Origin of the sequence: Nonomuraea sp. B5E05 (assembly GCF_039880665.1) — a bacterium.
In the GTDB taxonomy this organism is placed as follows: domain Bacteria; phylum Actinomycetota; class Actinomycetes; order Streptosporangiales; family Streptosporangiaceae; genus Nonomuraea.
The window spans coordinates 113,835-128,457 of the sequence record NZ_JBDPMJ010000002.1; the positions used below are offsets into that span (position 1 = coordinate 113,835).

The window sequence follows — 14,623 nt, forward strand, 5'->3', positions numbered from 1 at the left end:
TCCGTCAGCCGCTGGCGGCTTGCCAGGACTTGCACCCGGGGACCCCCTGGGGAGGTCCAGGAGGTCCAGGAGGTCCTGGAAGGCTGCTGGCGGCGGGCCGGGAATGCGCCACGGGCCGATGGCAGACGGGCCGGCGGGCTCCGCTCTCGATATCCAGTTCGGCCGGGTCTTTGAACGCCGCCGGGTCCCCGCGGGGGTCGGCGAGGACGGCACGGGCCTCCTCCTGCCGGGACACCCACCATGCCTCGCCGCCGCTGGTCAGGTGGACCTTGCTGATCGGCGCATGCTCGCGCAGCCGTTCGTAGGCGGTCGGCGGGTTGAACGGGCAGTCCCGCTCGACCGGCAGTTCCACGCCGGTGGGTTCGCCGGTAAGCCCGTTCGTCCTGAAGGACCTCCGGGTGGAAGATCTGGCTGATGTGGTTCGGGGCTGCTGCGGGATGAAGCCGCACACGGTGTCTGGTCAGCCGGCTCGTCGTTGGTGTTCATCGCAGGGTGAGCGGGGTCTCGGATGCGATGCGGGTCAGCTTCTGCGGGTTGCGGACGTAGTAGAGGCCGGTGATGCGGGCGTCCTCGACCCGGACCGCGATGACGCCGTCGATCTCGTCGTCCACGCGGAGCAGGAGTGCCGGGTTGCCGTTGACCAGGGTGGGCTCGCTGGTGAGCGCGATCCGGGCTTTGCCGAGGCCGTTGACGATCATGCGGGCCACCTTGTCCGCGCCGGTGATCGGCTGCGGCGCGGCCTGCTTGACGCCGCCGCCGTCACTCACCAGAACGACCTGCGGGGCGAGCACGTCGAGCAGGCCCTGCAGGTCCCTGGTTTCCAACGCGCGCTGGAACGACTCCAGAGCCGCCCGGGTCTGGCTCGGGGAGACCACCTCGCGAGGCCGCCGGGCATCGACGTGCCGGCGGGCCCGGTGCGCGATCTGCCGGACGGTCACCGGCGTCTTGCCGACGGCGGCCGCGATCTCCTCGTGACTGACACCGAAGACCTCGCGCAGCACGAAGACGGCGCGTTCGGTCGGCGACAGCGTTTCCATAACAAGCATCAGCGCCATCGACACGCTCTCGGCGAGTTCGACGTCCTCGGCCACGTCCGGCGCGGTGAGCAGCGGCTCAGGCAACCAGGAGCCGACGTAGTCCTCCTTGCGGCGCCTCATGGTGCGCAGCCGGTCCAGCGAGCGCCGGGTGACGACCCGCACCAGGTAGGCACGCTGGTCGGACACCTGCCCCAGGTCGACCTTGACCCACCGCAGCCAGGTCTCCTGCAGCGCGTCCTCGGCGTCGGCCGCCGAGCCGAGCATCTCGTAGGCGACGGTGAACAGCAGATTGCGATGGGCCAGGAACACCTCGGTCGCCGGACCCATCCGACCACCACCGGCCACCGGCTCGGCCGCGCCCGTCACCGCATCCCTGCGCTCGTCCATACCTGACTCCTCGCCCGCTCACCCGCGATTCCTGCTCTATGCACAAGGCGCCGGAGCCCACCACTGTGTGACACCCGAGACCGGTGACACACGTCACGTGCCCGCACTGTCACAAAGTCCGGGCGCCGACGCCGCGGTCAGGACGCCGTGCGGACGATGCGCGCGGCACACCACTGCCCGAGTTGGTCGCCTCGGCCCCCGTTGCGGGGTGACCGCCGCGCCACCGCCACCGCCGCCGAAAAGGGAGCAAGCTCTGGTTCGTCCCGAGGCCTCGGCCGTAACTTCGTCGAGGCCGCACTAGATCGTCCTGATGACGCGCTGGAGACATGCCCTTGATGCGACACAAAAGATGTCTCTTGTGGTGGGAGCGCTCCCAATCAGCTCTTTGCGAGGTTTAACGCCATAAATCCGGTTACACAGTGATAAACCGCACCATTGGTAACGGTTGCGTTTCGCGGGATTGACGCACAGAGCGGGCAAGTGCACCCTTTGTGGGAGCGCTCCCAAAGACTCCCACCGCGGTGGAACGCGAGGCCGCGGTGCTCTCCCCACACATTCACCCGAGAAGGGGTCCACCATGATGATCAGCAAGCGTCGCGGCGGTCTCGCCGCGGCCTCGGCCCTGGCCGCGGTCGCGCTGGCCGTGGCGTCGTGCGGCTCCGGCGGCACTTCCGAGTCGAGCGGCTCGCCGGCCTCGTCCGCCCCGGCGGGACCGGTCACCATCCGCGTGCAGACGTTCGGCGGCGGCACCAACTTCGGCTACAAGAACGCCGTCGAGAAGTGGAACGCCGAGCACAAGGACATCCAGATCCAGCACGAGAACCTGACCGACCAGTTCGAGCAGCAGTACTGGCCTCAGATGATCCAGTGGCTGCAGGCCGGCAGCGGCGCGGGCGACGTGGTCGGCATCGACGAGGGCGGCATGGGCCTGGCCAAGGCGCGCACCGAGTGGTGGGCCGACCTGAAGGAGCACGGCCTCGAGTCGCGCAAGGCCGACTTCCCCGCGTGGAAGTGGGAGAACGGCGTCACCGCCGACGGCAAGCTGTTCGCCCTGGGCACCGACATCGGCGGCATGAGCCTGTGCTACCGCAAGGACCTGTTCGAGAAGGCCGGGCTGCCGACCGACCGTGACGAGGTCAGCGCGCTGTGGCCCACGTGGGACGAATATCTTGAGGTCGGCAAGCGGTTCCAGTCGAAGGTCAAGGACACCAAGTGGGCCGACGGCACCAACACGCTGTACCAGGTGGTGCTCTACCAGGAGGCGGCCAAGAACGGCAACGTCTCCTACTTCGACAAGGACAACAACCTGATCGTCGACAAGAACCCGGCGGTCAGGACGGCCTTCGACTTCGTGCAGAAGCTGAGCCAGCAGGGCCTGACCGCCAAGCTGCGCAACTTCACCGACGAGTGGGCGACGGGCACCCAGAAGGGCGCGTTCGCCACGCTGGGCTGCCCGTCCTGGATGCTCGGCGCGGTCAGCGGCAACGCCGGCGACGACGGCAAGGGCAAGTGGGACGTGGCCGCGGTGCCCGGTGGCGGCGGCAACTGGGGCGGCTCCTGGCTGGCCGTGCCCAAGCAGTCGAAGCACCCGAAGGAAGCGGCCATGGTCGCCGACTACCTGACGCAGGCGCAGACCCAGGCGAGCGTCTTCACCGACTTCGGCAACATGCCGAGCAACACCAAGGCCCAGCAGGACCCGGCGGTGCAGGGCGCGAAGAACGAGTACTTCAACGACGCCCCCATCGGTGAGATCTTCGCCAAGTCCGCCGCCAGCCTCCAGCCGGTCTTCCTCGGCGTGAAGCACGCCCAGGTCAAGAACGCCACCGAGGCGGTCATCCAGGGCATGGACGACGGCTCCGTCCCGTACGGCAAGGCCTGGCAGCAACTGGTCGACGACGCGGTCAAGGCCGCGGGCTGATCTCCCCGCCCGGCCCGCCCCCCGGCGGGCCGGGCACGTTGCCGTGAAAGGTCTGTTATGAGCATCGACACCCTTCCACGGGCGAGGCGGAGCAACCCTCGCCGCGCCCGTCCGCCCGGCCGCCGCTGGCGTTCCCGCCTGGACGTCAAGGCGATGCCGTACGCGCTGGTGTCCCCGTACTTTCTCCTGTTCGCCGCCTTCGGGCTCTTCCCGCTGGCGTTCACGCTCTACTACTCGCTGTACGACTACGACCTGACCGGCACCACCGAGTGGGCCGGGCTGGGCAACTACACCGCGCTGCTGGGCGACGACGACTTCTGGCGCGCCACGGCGAACACGGTGGCCATGTTCGTCATCGCCACCGTCCCCCAGATGTTGCTGGCCCTGTTCCTCGCCAACGCGCTGAACAAGCGCATGCGCTTCCGGCTGGCGATCCGCATGAGCGTGCTGCTGCCGCTCGTCACGTCGGTCGTCGCGGTCGCGGTGGTGTTCACGCAGTTGTTCGCCCGCGACTGGGGCCTGGTCAACTGGCTGCTCGGCATGTTCGGGGTGGACAACACGAACTGGCGGGCCGAGCGGGTTCCGTCGTGGATCGCCATCGCCACCATGGTCGACTGGCGCTGGACCGGCTACAACGCGATCATCTTCCTGGCCGGCATGCAGACGATCCCGCGCGACCTGTACGAGGCCGCCTCCATCGACGGCGCCTCGCAGCGCAGGCAGTTCTGGCAGATCACGCTGCCGATGTTGCGCCCCACCATGATCTTCGTGGTGCTCAACTCCACGATCGGCGGCCTGACGTTGTTCTCGGAGCCGATGACGTTCTACAACGGCAACCCCGACGGCGGTTCGCAGGGCCAGTTCCAGACGGTGGCCATGTTCGTCTACAAGGAGGCCTTCCGCGAGTTCGACTACGGCTACGCCTCCGCGGCCGCCTGGCTGCTGTTCCTGCTGATCCTCATCGGAGCGGCGATCAACTTCCTGTTCGTGCGCAGGATCGGGGGCACGCGATGACCATCTGGAAACCGTCCGTTCTCACGAGGGTCCTGCTCGGGCTGGCCATCTTCCTGTCGGCCTTCCCGCTGTACTGGATGCTGGTCATCGCCTCGCGGACGAACTCCGACGCGGTGGCCTCGCCGCCGAAGTTCCTGCCGGGCGGGAACCTGGGGCAGAACATCATCGCGGTGCTCAACCACCCCGAGGCCAAGTTCGTGGCCGGCCTGACGAACTCGTTCATCGTGGCGAGCGTCGTCACCATCTCGGTCATCATCATCTCGACGCTGGCCGGCTTCGCGTTCGCCAACCTGAACTTCAAGGGGCGCAACGCGCTGCTGCTGCTCGTACTGCTGACGATGGCGGTGCCGCTGCAGCAGATGGGCGTGGTCCCGCTCTACCGGCTCATGGTGAGCCTGGAGTGGACGGGCACGCTCAAGGCGGTCATCCTGCCGTACCTGCTCAACGGGTTCGGCGTCTTCCTGATGACGCAGTACACGCGGCAGTCCGTGCCCATGGAGCTGGTCGAGGCGGCCCGCGTGGACGGCGCCGCCACGCTGCGCATCTGGTGGAACGTCGTGCTGCCCGCGGTCCGGCCCGGCATGGCCGTGCTCGGCATCAACACGTTCATGCTCATGTGGAACGACTACATGTGGCCACTGATCGTGCTCAACCAGGACAACCCGACCGTGCAGATCGCGATCAACTCGCTCAACGCGAGGTTCTCCACGGAGTACTCGTTGATCTTCGCGGGGACGGCGCTGTCCATCATCCCGCTCATCGCGGTATTCGTCGCATTCGGCCGCCAAATCGTCGGCGGACTCATGGAAGGTGCGGTCAAGGCGTGACGACACAAGAGGAACAGACGCGTACCGGGCTGCGCTTCCCCGCGGGCTTCGCGTGGGGCGCGGCGACCTCGGCGTACCAGATCGAGGGGGCCGTCGCGGAGGACGGGCGGGGGCGGTCCATCTGGGACACCTTCACCAGGAAGCCGGGACGGGTGCTCAACGGGCACAACGCGGACGTGGCCATCGACCACTACCACCGGTACAAGGAAGACGTCGCCGTCATGGCGGAGCTGGGCCTGTCGGCCTACCGCTTCTCCGTCTCCTGGCCCCGCATCCAGCCGACCGGCACCGGCAGGGTCAACCAGAAGGGCCTCGACTTCTACAAGCGGCTCACCGACGAGCTGCGCGAGCACGGCATCGACCCCTGGCTGACCCTCTACCACTGGGACCTTCCCCAGGAGCTGGAGGACAAGGGCGGCTGGCCCAACCGCGACGTCGCCTACTGCTTCGCCGACTACGCGGCGACGGTGCACGAGGCGCTGAAGGACCACGTGCACACGTTCAGCACCGTCAACGAGCCGTGGTGCGCCGCGTTCCTCGGTTACGCCTCCGGCGAGCACGCTCCGGGCAGGCGCGAGCCGGAGAACGCGATCAGGGGCGCGCACCACCTCAACCTGGCGCACGGCCTGGCCGTGCAGGCGATGGGCGCCCGGCGCGTCGGCGGCAGCGTGAACCTGTACGCGGTCACGCCCGCCACCGGCAGCGCCGAGGACCACGACGCGGTCCGGCGCATCGACGGCCTGCAGAACCGGTTCTTCCTGGACGCCATGCTGCTGGGCAGCTATCCGGAGGACGTGCTGGCCGACCTGCCCGTCGAGATGGACTGCGTCCAGGACGGCGACATGAAGATCATCAACGCGCCCATCGACGTGCTGCTCATCAACTACTACAGCCGCTTCACGGTCTCGGGAGCGCCCGGCGGCGCCCAGTCGGCGGCCGCGGCCCCCACGGACACGGGGTCGCCGTGGGTCGGCAGCGAGCACGTGTCGTTCGTCAACGGCGGCCGTCCGGTGACGGCGATGGGCTGGGAGATCGACGAGTCGGGCCTGGTCGAGGTGCTCACCAGGGTGGCACGCGACTACCCCGCCATCCCGATGGTGATCGCTGAGAACGGCGCCGCCTTCGACGACGTGCTCGACAACGGCCGCGTGCACGACCATGAGCGGCGGGCGTACGTCGAGGCGCACCTCGGCGCCTGCAAGCAGGCCATCGACGCCGGCGTGCCCCTGGAGGGCTATTTCGCCTGGTCGCTCATGGACAACTTCGAGTGGGCCTGGGGGTACGGCAAGCGGTTCGGCCTGGTTCGGGTGGACTACGAGACCATGGAACGGCTGCCCAAGGACAGCGCGCTCTGGTACTCGGAGATCATCCGGCACAATAGGCGACATGAACCGACCGACTCTTGAGGCAGTCGCTGCTCGGGCCGGGGTTGGCCGGGGCACGGTGTCGAGAGTCATCAACGGCTCGCCGAACGTCAGCGCCAAAGCCCGCGAGGCCGTTGAGCTGGCCATCCGCGAGCTGGGCTACGTGCCCAACCGCGCGGCGCGGGCGCTGGTGACGCGCCGTACGGACACCGTGGCCCTGGTGGTGTCCGAGTCGCAGTTGCGCGTCTTCGACGAGCCGTATTTCGCGGGCACCATCCGCGGCATCGGCTCGGCGCTGGCCGAGACCGGCCTGCAGCTGATCCTGGCCATGGCCAGGTCGCCGGAGGAACACGAGCGGCTCGAAAACTACCTGACGGGGCAGCACGTCGACGGCGTGCTGCTCCTGTCGCTGCACGGCGCCGATCCGCTGCCGGGCCGGCTGGAGGCGATGGGCGTGCCCACCGTGCTCGGTGGCCGGCCCGTCGGCCTCGACCCCTACAGCTACGTCGACATGGACAACAGGGCCGGGGCCCGGCAGGCGGTCAAACACCTGCTGAGCCTCGGCCGTCGCGCGATCGCCACGATCGCCGGCCCGCAGGACATGGGCGTGGGCGTCGACCGGCTCTCCGGCTACCGCGACGCGCTGCTGCCCTCGGGCCTGCCGGAGCTGGTGTCCTATGGCGACTTCTCCGAGCAGAGCGGGGCCGTCGCGATGGCCGAGCTGCTGCGGACGCATCCCGAGCTCGACGCGGTCTTCGCCGCGTCCGACCCGATGGCGCTGGGCGCGATGCGCGTGCTCAAGGCCGCGGGCAAGGCGATCCCCGGCGACGTGGCCGTGATCGGGTTCGACGACTCCAAGGCCGCGCTCAGCGCCGACCCGCCGCTGACCACCGTCCACCAGCCGACCGAGGCCATGGGCCGGCAGATGGCCCGGCTGCTCGTCGCCCGCATCAACGGCGAGGAACTGCGCCAGCCCGTCGTGATCCTCGACACGCACCTGGTACGCAGGGAGTCCGCCTGAGGGGAAGGGGGTTCCCGTGGACAGCAGGACGAAGCGCCGGTTATCCGCGGCCGAGCTCGACGCGCTGGCCCGGCGCGCGCTGGGCGCGGGCGTCGCGTCCGCGACCGAGCTGACCGACGGCTTCGCCAACGCGGTCTGGCGGCTCGCGCTCGACGACGGCCGCGAGGTGGTGCTCAAGCTGTCGCCGCCGCCCGAGCTCGACCAGCTCAGCTACGAACGCAACCTGCTGCGCATGGAGGCCGCCGCCTACGAGCACGCCCTCAAGGCGGGCGTCCCGGTGCCGTCGCTGCTGCGGGCCGGCTTCGACGACCCGGTGCTCGGCGGCGACTACCTGATGCTGAGCGCCCTCGACGGCGTGTCGTGGAACGACGTCAAGCCCGACGGCGAAGACGCCCTGCGCAGGGAGCTGGGCCGCCACCTGGCCAGGTTCAACACGGTGACGGGCGAGGTGTTCGGCTACCCGCACGCCGGCATCGTGGGGGCCACGTGGCGCGAGGCGTTCCTGGCGATGGTGGCCGCGCTGCTCGGCGACACCGAACGTTATCCCACCCCGCTGCCGCGCCCGGCGGCCGAGCTCATGGGCGTGTTCGAGGCCGCCTCGCCGGTGCTCGGCGAGGTGACGACACCCCGGCTGGTGCACTTCGACGTGTGGGCGGGCAACGTCTTCCTCGACCTGAGCGGCCCGCCCAGGATCCAGGCCATCATCGACCACGAGCGAGCCTTCTGGGGCGACCCGATCGCCGAGTTCGTCACCCCGACGATCTTCGGGGAGCTGCGCGAGGACGATCCGCTGCTGGCCGGATACCGCGAGGTGACGCCGCTGGAGCTCACCCCCTCGGCGCTGACCCGGCTCGACCTCTACCGCGCCTACCTCTACCTGATCCTGCTGGTCGAGAACGGGCCCCGGCAATATCCGGAGGAGGAGTACGCCAGGGTCCGCGACCGCTCGCTGTCCGCCCTGGACGTCGTCCTGCACCGCCTCTCCCGCGGCTGACGCCAACGCCCGGCCCGCCCGCGCGTCCGGTGGCGCGCCACCGGACGCGCGGGCGGCATGAGATGCCGTTGGGCGCGCGGCTCGGCGTGGGACGCCATCGGGCGCGCGGGCGGGCCGGGGGCGTGGGCAGCGGGTCTGCGGCGGGCACGTTCAGGCGTTGGGCAGGCGGGCCACCATGATGGGGCGCGTGGTGGGCTTCTCGGAGCCGCCCGCGGGCTCGACGGTGAGCGCCACCCGCCGCCCGCCCTCCAGCAGGGCCACCACGGGCACGGTCACCCCGCCGGCCGCCCGGTCGAGCAGCCCGGCGGGGCGTGCGCCTTCCGGTCCCGTCAGCCACAGCTCGTAGTCGTGGGAGTCGGGCAGGTCCCGCAGCCCCGACGAGGTGAACACCATCCGTCCCGCGGAGCGGGAGACCACCACCGTGCCGGTGCCGCCGGTGGAGACCGGCAGGCGCACCGTCCGGACGTCGGGCGCGGCCAGCACGGCGGCGACCTCCCCTGTCCTGGCGGTCAGGTCGCCGAGGTCGCGGCGGGCGTCGACGGCCACCGCCCCGAGCGCCGCCGCGGCCGCAGCGGACACCGCCGCCAGTCCCGTCACCACCTTCGAGCGCCGCGACCCGCCCGGCGGACCGGTATGAGGACCCTCCCGCGAACCGGTACGGCGGCGCTCACGCGGCCCGGTGCGACGATCCTCCAGCGGCGCGGCACGACGGCCCTCCGGCAGGCCGGTGCGGCGGCGGGCGGCGGTCAGCAGGCGGGTGCGCAGGGTGGCGGGTGGGGGTTCGGCCGCCGCCTCCGCCAGCCAGGCGGCCGTTTCACGCAGCTGCCGCACCTCGGCCGCGCATCCGGGGCACGCGCGCAGGTGGTCCTCGAACAGAACCTCCTCGGCGTACGGCAGCGCGTGCACGGCGTAGGCGCCGGACAGGGCGTGGAGGTCGTCGTCCATCGGTTCCTCCTTCGCTGGAGATCCCGGGCCGGGAATGTCCCGCCTGCAGGCGTGGGAAGGAAGTCAATGTCCACTCCCCTGTGAGAGAGGCGGCTCACGCATGTACTTCGGCTGCTGGGGCATGTCGGATGCCCACGGCCCCGGCTCTTTCGCTTCACCGGGTGATGACTCATGGGATGCGTGATAGCGGGCGGCGGGCCGGCGGGCGCGGTCCTCGCGCTGGTGCTGGCCAGGGCGGGCGTCGAGGTGACGCTGCTGGAGAAGCACGGCGACTTCCTGCGCGACTTCAGGGGCGACACCATCCACCCGTCGACCCTGCAGGTGCTCGACGAGCTGGGGCTGGCGCGGGAGTTCCTGCGGCTCCCGCACAGGAAGGCGTACGAGGTCGGCATCGTCACCGACACCGGCGAGATCAGGCTGGCGAGCCTGCGCGGTCTGCCGGGCAAGTACGGGTACATCGCGTTCGTCCCGCAGTGGGAGTTCCTCAACCTCGTCACGTCGGCGGCCGGCAGATATCCGAACTTCCGGCTGCTGATGAACGCCGAGGCGTACGACCTGGTCCGCGAGGGCGACGCCGTGCGCGGGCTCCGCTATCGGGACGCGTCCGGTGAGCACGAGATCAGGGCCGCCCTGACCGTGGCCGCCGACGGGCGTTCCTCGACGCTGCGCGAGCGGGCCGGGCTCGTGCCCGGGGATCTCAAGGCGCCCATGGACGTGGTGTGGTTCGCGCTGCCCAGGAACGACGGGGATCGTGACGACACGTTCCTGCGGATCTCGAGCGGCAACATGATGGTCGCGATCAACCGGGAGACCTACTGGCAGCTGGCGTACCTGATTCCCAAGGGCGGATACTCCGCGCTCGTGAGCGGTGGCATCGACGCGCTGCGCGAGCCGGTGGCCAGGCTGCTGCCGTGGCTGGCCGACCGGACCGGCGGGATCGGCGGCTACGACGACGTGAGCGTGCTCACGGTCAAGCTCAACCGGCTGCGCCGCTGGCACCGGCCCGGGCTGCTGTGCATCGGGGACGCCGCGCACGCCATGTCGCCGGTGTTCGGGGTGGGCATCAACCTGGCCGTCCAGGACGCGGTCGCCGCCGCCAACCTGCTGGCCGGCTCGCTCAGGTCCGGCGCGCCCATCCCCGAGCCGACGCTGCACCTGGTGCAGAGGAGGCGGATGGCGCCGACCAGGGTCACGCAGGCGGCCCAGAGGCTGGTCCAGAACCTGGTGATCCGCCCGGCCCTGTCGCGCCGGTTCGACCCGTCGGGGCTGCCCACGGACCTGACGAAGGTCCCGCTGGTCAACCGGATGATCCCGCGTTTCATCGGGCTCGGGGTGCGTCCCGAGCACGTGTACGTCAGGGAAAGCCCGCCGCTGTGAGCCCATATCCGGATAACTGCCTTCTCACAACGTGGACAATGGGGTCGGTGGGGCCGACGCAGTGGAATACCCTCGTATCTCGTGAGCAGCAATCTCGTGGATCTCGATTCCTGGCGAGCCCTCCCCGCGGCGCAGCAGCCCGACTGGCCCGACCCCGGTGAGCTCGACAAGGTCGTCGCCGAGCTCGGCGGCCTGCCCCCACTCGTCTTCGCGGGCGAGTGCGACCAGCTGAAGGACCAGCTGGCCGCCGTGGCCCGTGGCGAGGCCTTCGTCCTGCAGGGCGGCGACTGCGCCGAGACCTTCGCCGGCGCCACCGCCGACAACGTGCGCAACAAACTCAAGACGCTGCTGCAGATGGCGATCGTGCTGACCTACGCGGGCAAGGTGCCGGTCGTGAAGATCGGCCGGGTCGCCGGGCAGTTCGCCAAGCCCCGCTCCAAGGGCACCGAGGTCCGCGACGGCGTGGAGCTGCCCGCCTACCGTGGCGACATGGTCAACGGCGTCGAGTTCACCCCCGAGGCCCGCAGGCCCGACCCGTGGCGGCTGCTCAAGGCCTACCACTCCTCGGCCGTGACGCTCAATCTCGCGCGCGCGTTCACCAAGGGCGGCTACGCCGACCTGCGCCAGGTGCACGCCTGGAACCAGGACTTCGTCGCCGAGTCACCGGCCGGGCGCCGCTATGAGAAGCTGGCCAGGGAGATCGACCAGGCGCTGGCGTTCATGCGGGCCTGCGGGGCCGATCCCGAGGAGTTCCACACGGTGGAGTTCTACTCCTCGCACGAGGCGCTCATCCTCGACTACGACCGGGCGCTCACCCGCATCGACTCCCGCACCGGGCTGCCCTACGACGTGTCGGCGCACATGGTCTGGATCGGCGAGCGCACCCGCCAGCTCGACGGCGCGCACGTCGACTTCTTCTCGCGCATCCGCAACCCGATCGGCGTCAAGCTCGGCCCCACGACCACGCCCGAGGAGGCCGTCTCGCTCGTCGAGAAGCTCAATCCCGGCAACGAGGCGGGACGGCTCACGTTCATCACCCGGATGGGCGCCTCCAAGATCCGCGAGTCCCTTCCCGCGCTGGTCAAGGAGGTCAGCGCGACGGGAGCCCGGGTGGCCTGGATCTGCGACCCGATGCACGGCAACACCTTCGAGGCGCCGAGCGGCCACAAGACGCGGCGGGTCGACGACGTGCTCGACGAGGTGGCCGGCTTCTTCGAGGTGCACAGGTCGCTCGGCACGCATCCCGGCGGCATCCACATCGAGTTCACGGGCGACGACGTGACCGAATGCGTGGGCGGGGGCCACGAGATCGGCGAGACCGACCTCGCCACGCGCTACGAAACGGCCTGCGACCCGCGGCTCAACCGCAGCCAGTCGCTCGACCTCGCCTTCGAGGTGGCCGAGCTCTACCGCGGCTGACCCCTGACCACGCGTCCGGCGGCCCTCTTTCCGCACCGGACACGAACGGCCCGGCCGTCCCCTCGTGGGGGCGGCCGGGCTTTCGCCTGCCACCGTGCCGGGCATGCCAGTCACAGAACGTGACTTACGTCTCAATAACGCTCTCTGTCATCCCGTTTTCCGGAGATTTCGGGCGTTTACCCCGCTATGATCGCCGCAAACAGGGCGAAATTTCGGGAGAAAAACGTGGATGATGCCCCCGAGGGGGTCGACCCCAACGTCCCTAACGTCGCGCGAATGTATGACTACTTTCTCGACGGCAAGGACAATTTCGCGGCCGACCGTGCAGCGGCGGAGCAGATCCTCAAGAACTTCCCCCATACCAAGGAGGCCGCCCGCTCGAACCGGGCGTTCCTGCGCCGCGCCGTACGCCATCTCGTGGACGAGGGGGCGCGGCAGATCGTGGACCTCGGAGCCGGCCTGCCGACCCAGGGCAACACGCACGAGATCGCCCCGGAGGCGCGCGTCGTGTACGTCGACTACGACGCCGTGGTGTGCGTGCACGGCAGGGCGCTGCTGGCCCGCCGCGACGACGTGGACTTCCTCCAGGCCGACGTACGCCAGCCGGAGGCGCTGCTGGACAGCCTGGACGGCCTGGTCGACTTCGACCGGCCGGTGGCGTTCCTGATGCTGACCGTGCTGCACTTCGTCCCCGACGAGCTCGCCCACGAGGTGGTGGCGAAACTGCGGGACGCGAGCGCGCCCGGCAGTCACCTGGTCATCAGCCACGCCGTGGACCCCACGCCCGACGTCACCCCGCAGGCCCTGGAGGTCTACCGCAGGGCCACGGCCGCGCTCAACCTGCGCACCCGCGAGGACATCCTGCGCTTCTTCGACGGTTATGAGCTGGCCGAGCCCGGGCTGGTGCACCCGTACGACTGGCGCACGGACGACCCGGGCGACCCGGGCAAGGGCATCACCTTCGGGTACGTCGGAGTCGGCCGCAAGCCCTAGGCGGCCGGCGCGCGAGAGCCCCGCCGATATCGGCGGGGCTCGCCAGGGTCAGTTCTTCTGGGCGTTCTTCAGTTCTTCGTTGAGCTCCGCCCTGATGGCGTCCATGTCGAGCGCCCGAACCTGCCTGATCAGGTCTTCCAGCGCGGGAGCCGGGATGGCGCCCGCCTGGGCGAAGACCACGATGCCGTCGCGGATGGCCATCAGCGTGGGGATCGAGGTGATGTCGAACCCCTGCGCGAGCCCCTGCTCCGCGTCAGTGTCGATCTTCCCGAACGTGATGTCGTCGTGCTTCTCCGACGCCTGTTCGAAGATCGGTCCGAACTTCTTGCACGGAGGGCACCACTCGGCCCAGAAATCGAGCAGGACGATCCCCTTGTCGGCGATGTCGTTGAAGGTCTTCTCGGTCACTTCGATGGTCGCCACAAAAGGCTCCTCGTTCGTCGGTACGTCTGTGACGGTTAGAACTCATTACCCTGCCCGGTGATTCCGGCTCTACGCCAGAGCGAACTCCACCACCAGGGCGGGGTGGTCGGAGACGGTCTCGACGGTCTTCAGCGTCACCGCACGCGCCCCTTCACTGTGCAGCACGGCGTCGCGCCCCGTCGAGTGAACCGGCTCGAGAGGCAGGCCGAGCAGGTCCCGCCTATGGGTGTTGAAGTCGCCGCCCACGAACGTGAGGGGCAGCATGACCCGCTCGATCTCCTTGCCCGCCCGGTCCCAGATGTGGCTGAAGGCCGGGTCCTCAGCCCGGTGCCCGAACCGGCCGAGGGGCACCATGCGCAATATGCGATCATCCTAATTGTTCGGAACATTCCGAACAATTAGGATGACGTTATGGCGAGTACCGAAGAGTTCATCGAGAACGCGGGCCCGTACTTCGGGCGGCTGGGGCTCAGCCGTACGTCCGGCAGGATCATCGGATGCCTGCCGGCCGACACGGGCCAAGCCGCCGACGCTCCGAGCCTGTGCGAACGACTGGGGGTGGCCAAGAGCAGTATGAGCGTGGCCCTGCGCCAACTCGAGCAGAGCGGGTTCGCCGAGCGCTACCGGCCCGTGCGGGGGCGCCGGGATCACCATCGGCTGGCCGACGACGTCTTCGGGCGCGCGTTCCGCGCGAAGATGGCGGAGTTCACGGCCTTCACCGAGATGGCCGGGCAAGGCATCAGCGCGGTCGGCCACCACCTCGTTGCCCGGGCCCGGCTGGAGCTGATGCGGGACAGGTACGCGTTCATGGCGCGGGAGTTTCCCAGGCTGCTCGACCAGTGGGACAAGGAGAAGAACTCCCGGCCCTCGGCCGATCACTGACAGCTTCCGCGGACACTCCTAA

15 protein-coding genes are annotated in these 14,623 nt (G+C 69.6%); 10 read left to right on the forward strand and 5 right to left on the reverse strand.

What is annotated here, in order from left to right:
* Positions 1–4: 4 nt before the first annotated feature.
* Positions 5–352 (reverse strand): hypothetical protein, encoded by a 348-nt coding sequence (locus ABGB01_RS03965; protein WP_347770378.1) that lies wholly within the window; start codon positions 350–352, stop codon positions 5–7.
* 130 nt (positions 353–482) lie between these two features.
* Positions 483–1,424: an RNA polymerase sigma-70 factor gene (locus tag ABGB01_RS03970; protein WP_347770380.1), complete on the reverse strand. Its 942-nt coding sequence runs from the start codon at positions 1,422–1,424 to the stop codon at positions 483–485.
* A 577-nt stretch (positions 1,425–2,001) separates the two neighbouring features.
* Between ABGB01_RS03970 and ABGB01_RS03975 the strand changes: the two genes are divergently transcribed.
* From ABGB01_RS03975 to ABGB01_RS04000, 6 genes are read left to right on the forward strand one after another with little or no spacing between them, the layout of a single operon-like run.
* Positions 2,002–3,342 carry an extracellular solute-binding protein gene (locus tag ABGB01_RS03975; RefSeq protein ID WP_347770382.1) on the forward strand — a complete coding sequence of 447 codons (1,341 nt, stop codon included), beginning with the start codon at positions 2,002–2,004 and terminating at the stop codon, positions 3,340–3,342.
* A 57-nt stretch (positions 3,343–3,399) separates the two neighbouring features.
* Positions 3,400–4,356 carry a sugar ABC transporter permease gene (locus tag ABGB01_RS03980; protein ID WP_347770384.1) on the forward strand — a complete coding sequence of 319 codons (957 nt, stop codon included), beginning with the start codon at positions 3,400–3,402 and terminating at the stop codon, positions 4,354–4,356.
* On the forward strand, positions 4,353–5,183 hold the full coding sequence (locus ABGB01_RS03985; protein ID WP_347770386.1) for a carbohydrate ABC transporter permease: 831 nt from the start codon (positions 4,353–4,355) through the stop codon (positions 5,181–5,183). The genes ABGB01_RS03980 and ABGB01_RS03985 overlap by 4 nt, the downstream gene beginning before the upstream one ends.
* Positions 5,180–6,589: a GH1 family beta-glucosidase gene (locus ABGB01_RS03990; protein WP_347770388.1), complete on the forward strand. Its 1,410-nt coding sequence runs from the start codon at positions 5,180–5,182 to the stop codon at positions 6,587–6,589. The genes ABGB01_RS03985 and ABGB01_RS03990 overlap by 4 nt, the downstream gene beginning before the upstream one ends.
* A complete protein-coding gene (locus ABGB01_RS03995) occupies positions 6,570–7,568 on the forward strand; it encodes a LacI family DNA-binding transcriptional regulator (protein WP_347770390.1) in 999 nt (332 codons plus the stop codon). The genes ABGB01_RS03990 and ABGB01_RS03995 overlap by 20 nt, the downstream gene beginning before the upstream one ends.
* Positions 7,569–7,584: 16 nt before the next feature.
* Entirely contained in the window at positions 7,585–8,562 is a 978-nt protein-coding gene (locus tag ABGB01_RS04000; RefSeq protein ID WP_347770392.1) for an aminoglycoside phosphotransferase family protein, read from the forward strand.
* A 150-nt stretch (positions 8,563–8,712) separates the two neighbouring features.
* Here the strand turns inward: ABGB01_RS04000 and ABGB01_RS04005 are convergent, their stop codons facing one another.
* Positions 8,713–9,507, reverse strand: a complete 795-nt coding sequence (locus ABGB01_RS04005) for an anti-sigma factor (RefSeq protein WP_347770394.1) — start codon at positions 9,505–9,507, stop codon at positions 8,713–8,715.
* 171 nt (positions 9,508–9,678) lie between these two features.
* Between ABGB01_RS04005 and ABGB01_RS04010 the strand changes: the two genes are divergently transcribed.
* From ABGB01_RS04010 to ABGB01_RS04020, 3 genes are all read left to right on the forward strand, one after another.
* Positions 9,679–10,884 (forward strand): FAD-dependent oxidoreductase, encoded by a 1,206-nt coding sequence (locus tag ABGB01_RS04010; protein ID WP_347770396.1) that lies wholly within the window; start codon positions 9,679–9,681, stop codon positions 10,882–10,884.
* Between the two features lie 81 nt (positions 10,885–10,965).
* Positions 10,966–12,303, forward strand: coding sequence for a 3-deoxy-7-phosphoheptulonate synthase class II (locus ABGB01_RS04015; protein ID WP_347770398.1), 1,338 nt, complete (start codon positions 10,966–10,968; stop codon positions 12,301–12,303).
* Positions 12,304–12,489: 186 nt separating this feature from the next.
* The gene (locus tag ABGB01_RS04020) at positions 12,490–13,296 is read left to right on the forward strand and encodes an SAM-dependent methyltransferase (protein WP_347770400.1); all 807 of its coding nucleotides are present in this window, start codon (positions 12,490–12,492) and stop codon (positions 13,294–13,296) included.
* Between the two features lie 48 nt (positions 13,297–13,344).
* Here ABGB01_RS04020 and ABGB01_RS04025 read toward each other — a convergent pair whose 3' ends face one another.
* The gene (locus tag ABGB01_RS04025) at positions 13,345–13,719 is read right to left on the reverse strand and encodes a thioredoxin family protein (RefSeq protein WP_347618937.1); all 375 of its coding nucleotides are present in this window, start codon (positions 13,717–13,719) and stop codon (positions 13,345–13,347) included.
* 69 nt (positions 13,720–13,788) lie between these two features.
* Complete coding sequence (locus tag ABGB01_RS04030; protein ID WP_347770402.1) at positions 13,789–14,079, reverse strand: hypothetical protein; 291 nt, start codon at positions 14,077–14,079, stop codon at positions 13,789–13,791.
* Between the two features lie 51 nt (positions 14,080–14,130).
* Between ABGB01_RS04030 and ABGB01_RS04035 the strand changes: the two genes are divergently transcribed.
* A complete protein-coding gene (locus ABGB01_RS04035) occupies positions 14,131–14,601 on the forward strand; it encodes a hypothetical protein (RefSeq protein ID WP_347770404.1) in 471 nt (156 codons plus the stop codon).
* Positions 14,602–14,623 lie beyond the last annotated feature (22 nt).

Bases quoted from the DNA above. Each gene is read 5' to 3' on its own strand.
- ABGB01_RS03970 (WP_347770380.1), bottom strand. From the start codon at position 1,424: ATGGACGAGCGCAGGGATGCGGTGACGGGCGCGGCCGAGCCGGTGGCC.
- ABGB01_RS03975 (WP_347770382.1), top strand. From the start codon at position 2,002: ATGATGATCAGCAAGCGTCGCGGCGGTCTCGCCGCGGCCTCGGCCCTG.
- ABGB01_RS03980 (WP_347770384.1), top strand. From the start codon at position 3,400: ATGAGCATCGACACCCTTCCACGGGCGAGGCGGAGCAACCCTCGCCGC.
- ABGB01_RS03985 (WP_347770386.1), top strand. From the start codon at position 4,353: ATGACCATCTGGAAACCGTCCGTTCTCACGAGGGTCCTGCTCGGGCTG.
- ABGB01_RS03995 (WP_347770390.1), top strand. From the start codon at position 6,570: ATGAACCGACCGACTCTTGAGGCAGTCGCTGCTCGGGCCGGGGTTGGC.
- ABGB01_RS04005 (WP_347770394.1), bottom strand. From the start codon at position 9,507: ATGGACGACGACCTCCACGCCCTGTCCGGCGCCTACGCCGTGCACGCG.
- ABGB01_RS04010 (WP_347770396.1), top strand. From the start codon at position 9,679: ATGGGATGCGTGATAGCGGGCGGCGGGCCGGCGGGCGCGGTCCTCGCG.
- ABGB01_RS04020 (WP_347770400.1), top strand. From the start codon at position 12,490: ATGATCGCCGCAAACAGGGCGAAATTTCGGGAGAAAAACGTGGATGAT.
- ABGB01_RS04035 (WP_347770404.1), top strand. From the start codon at position 14,131: ATGGCGAGTACCGAAGAGTTCATCGAGAACGCGGGCCCGTACTTCGGG.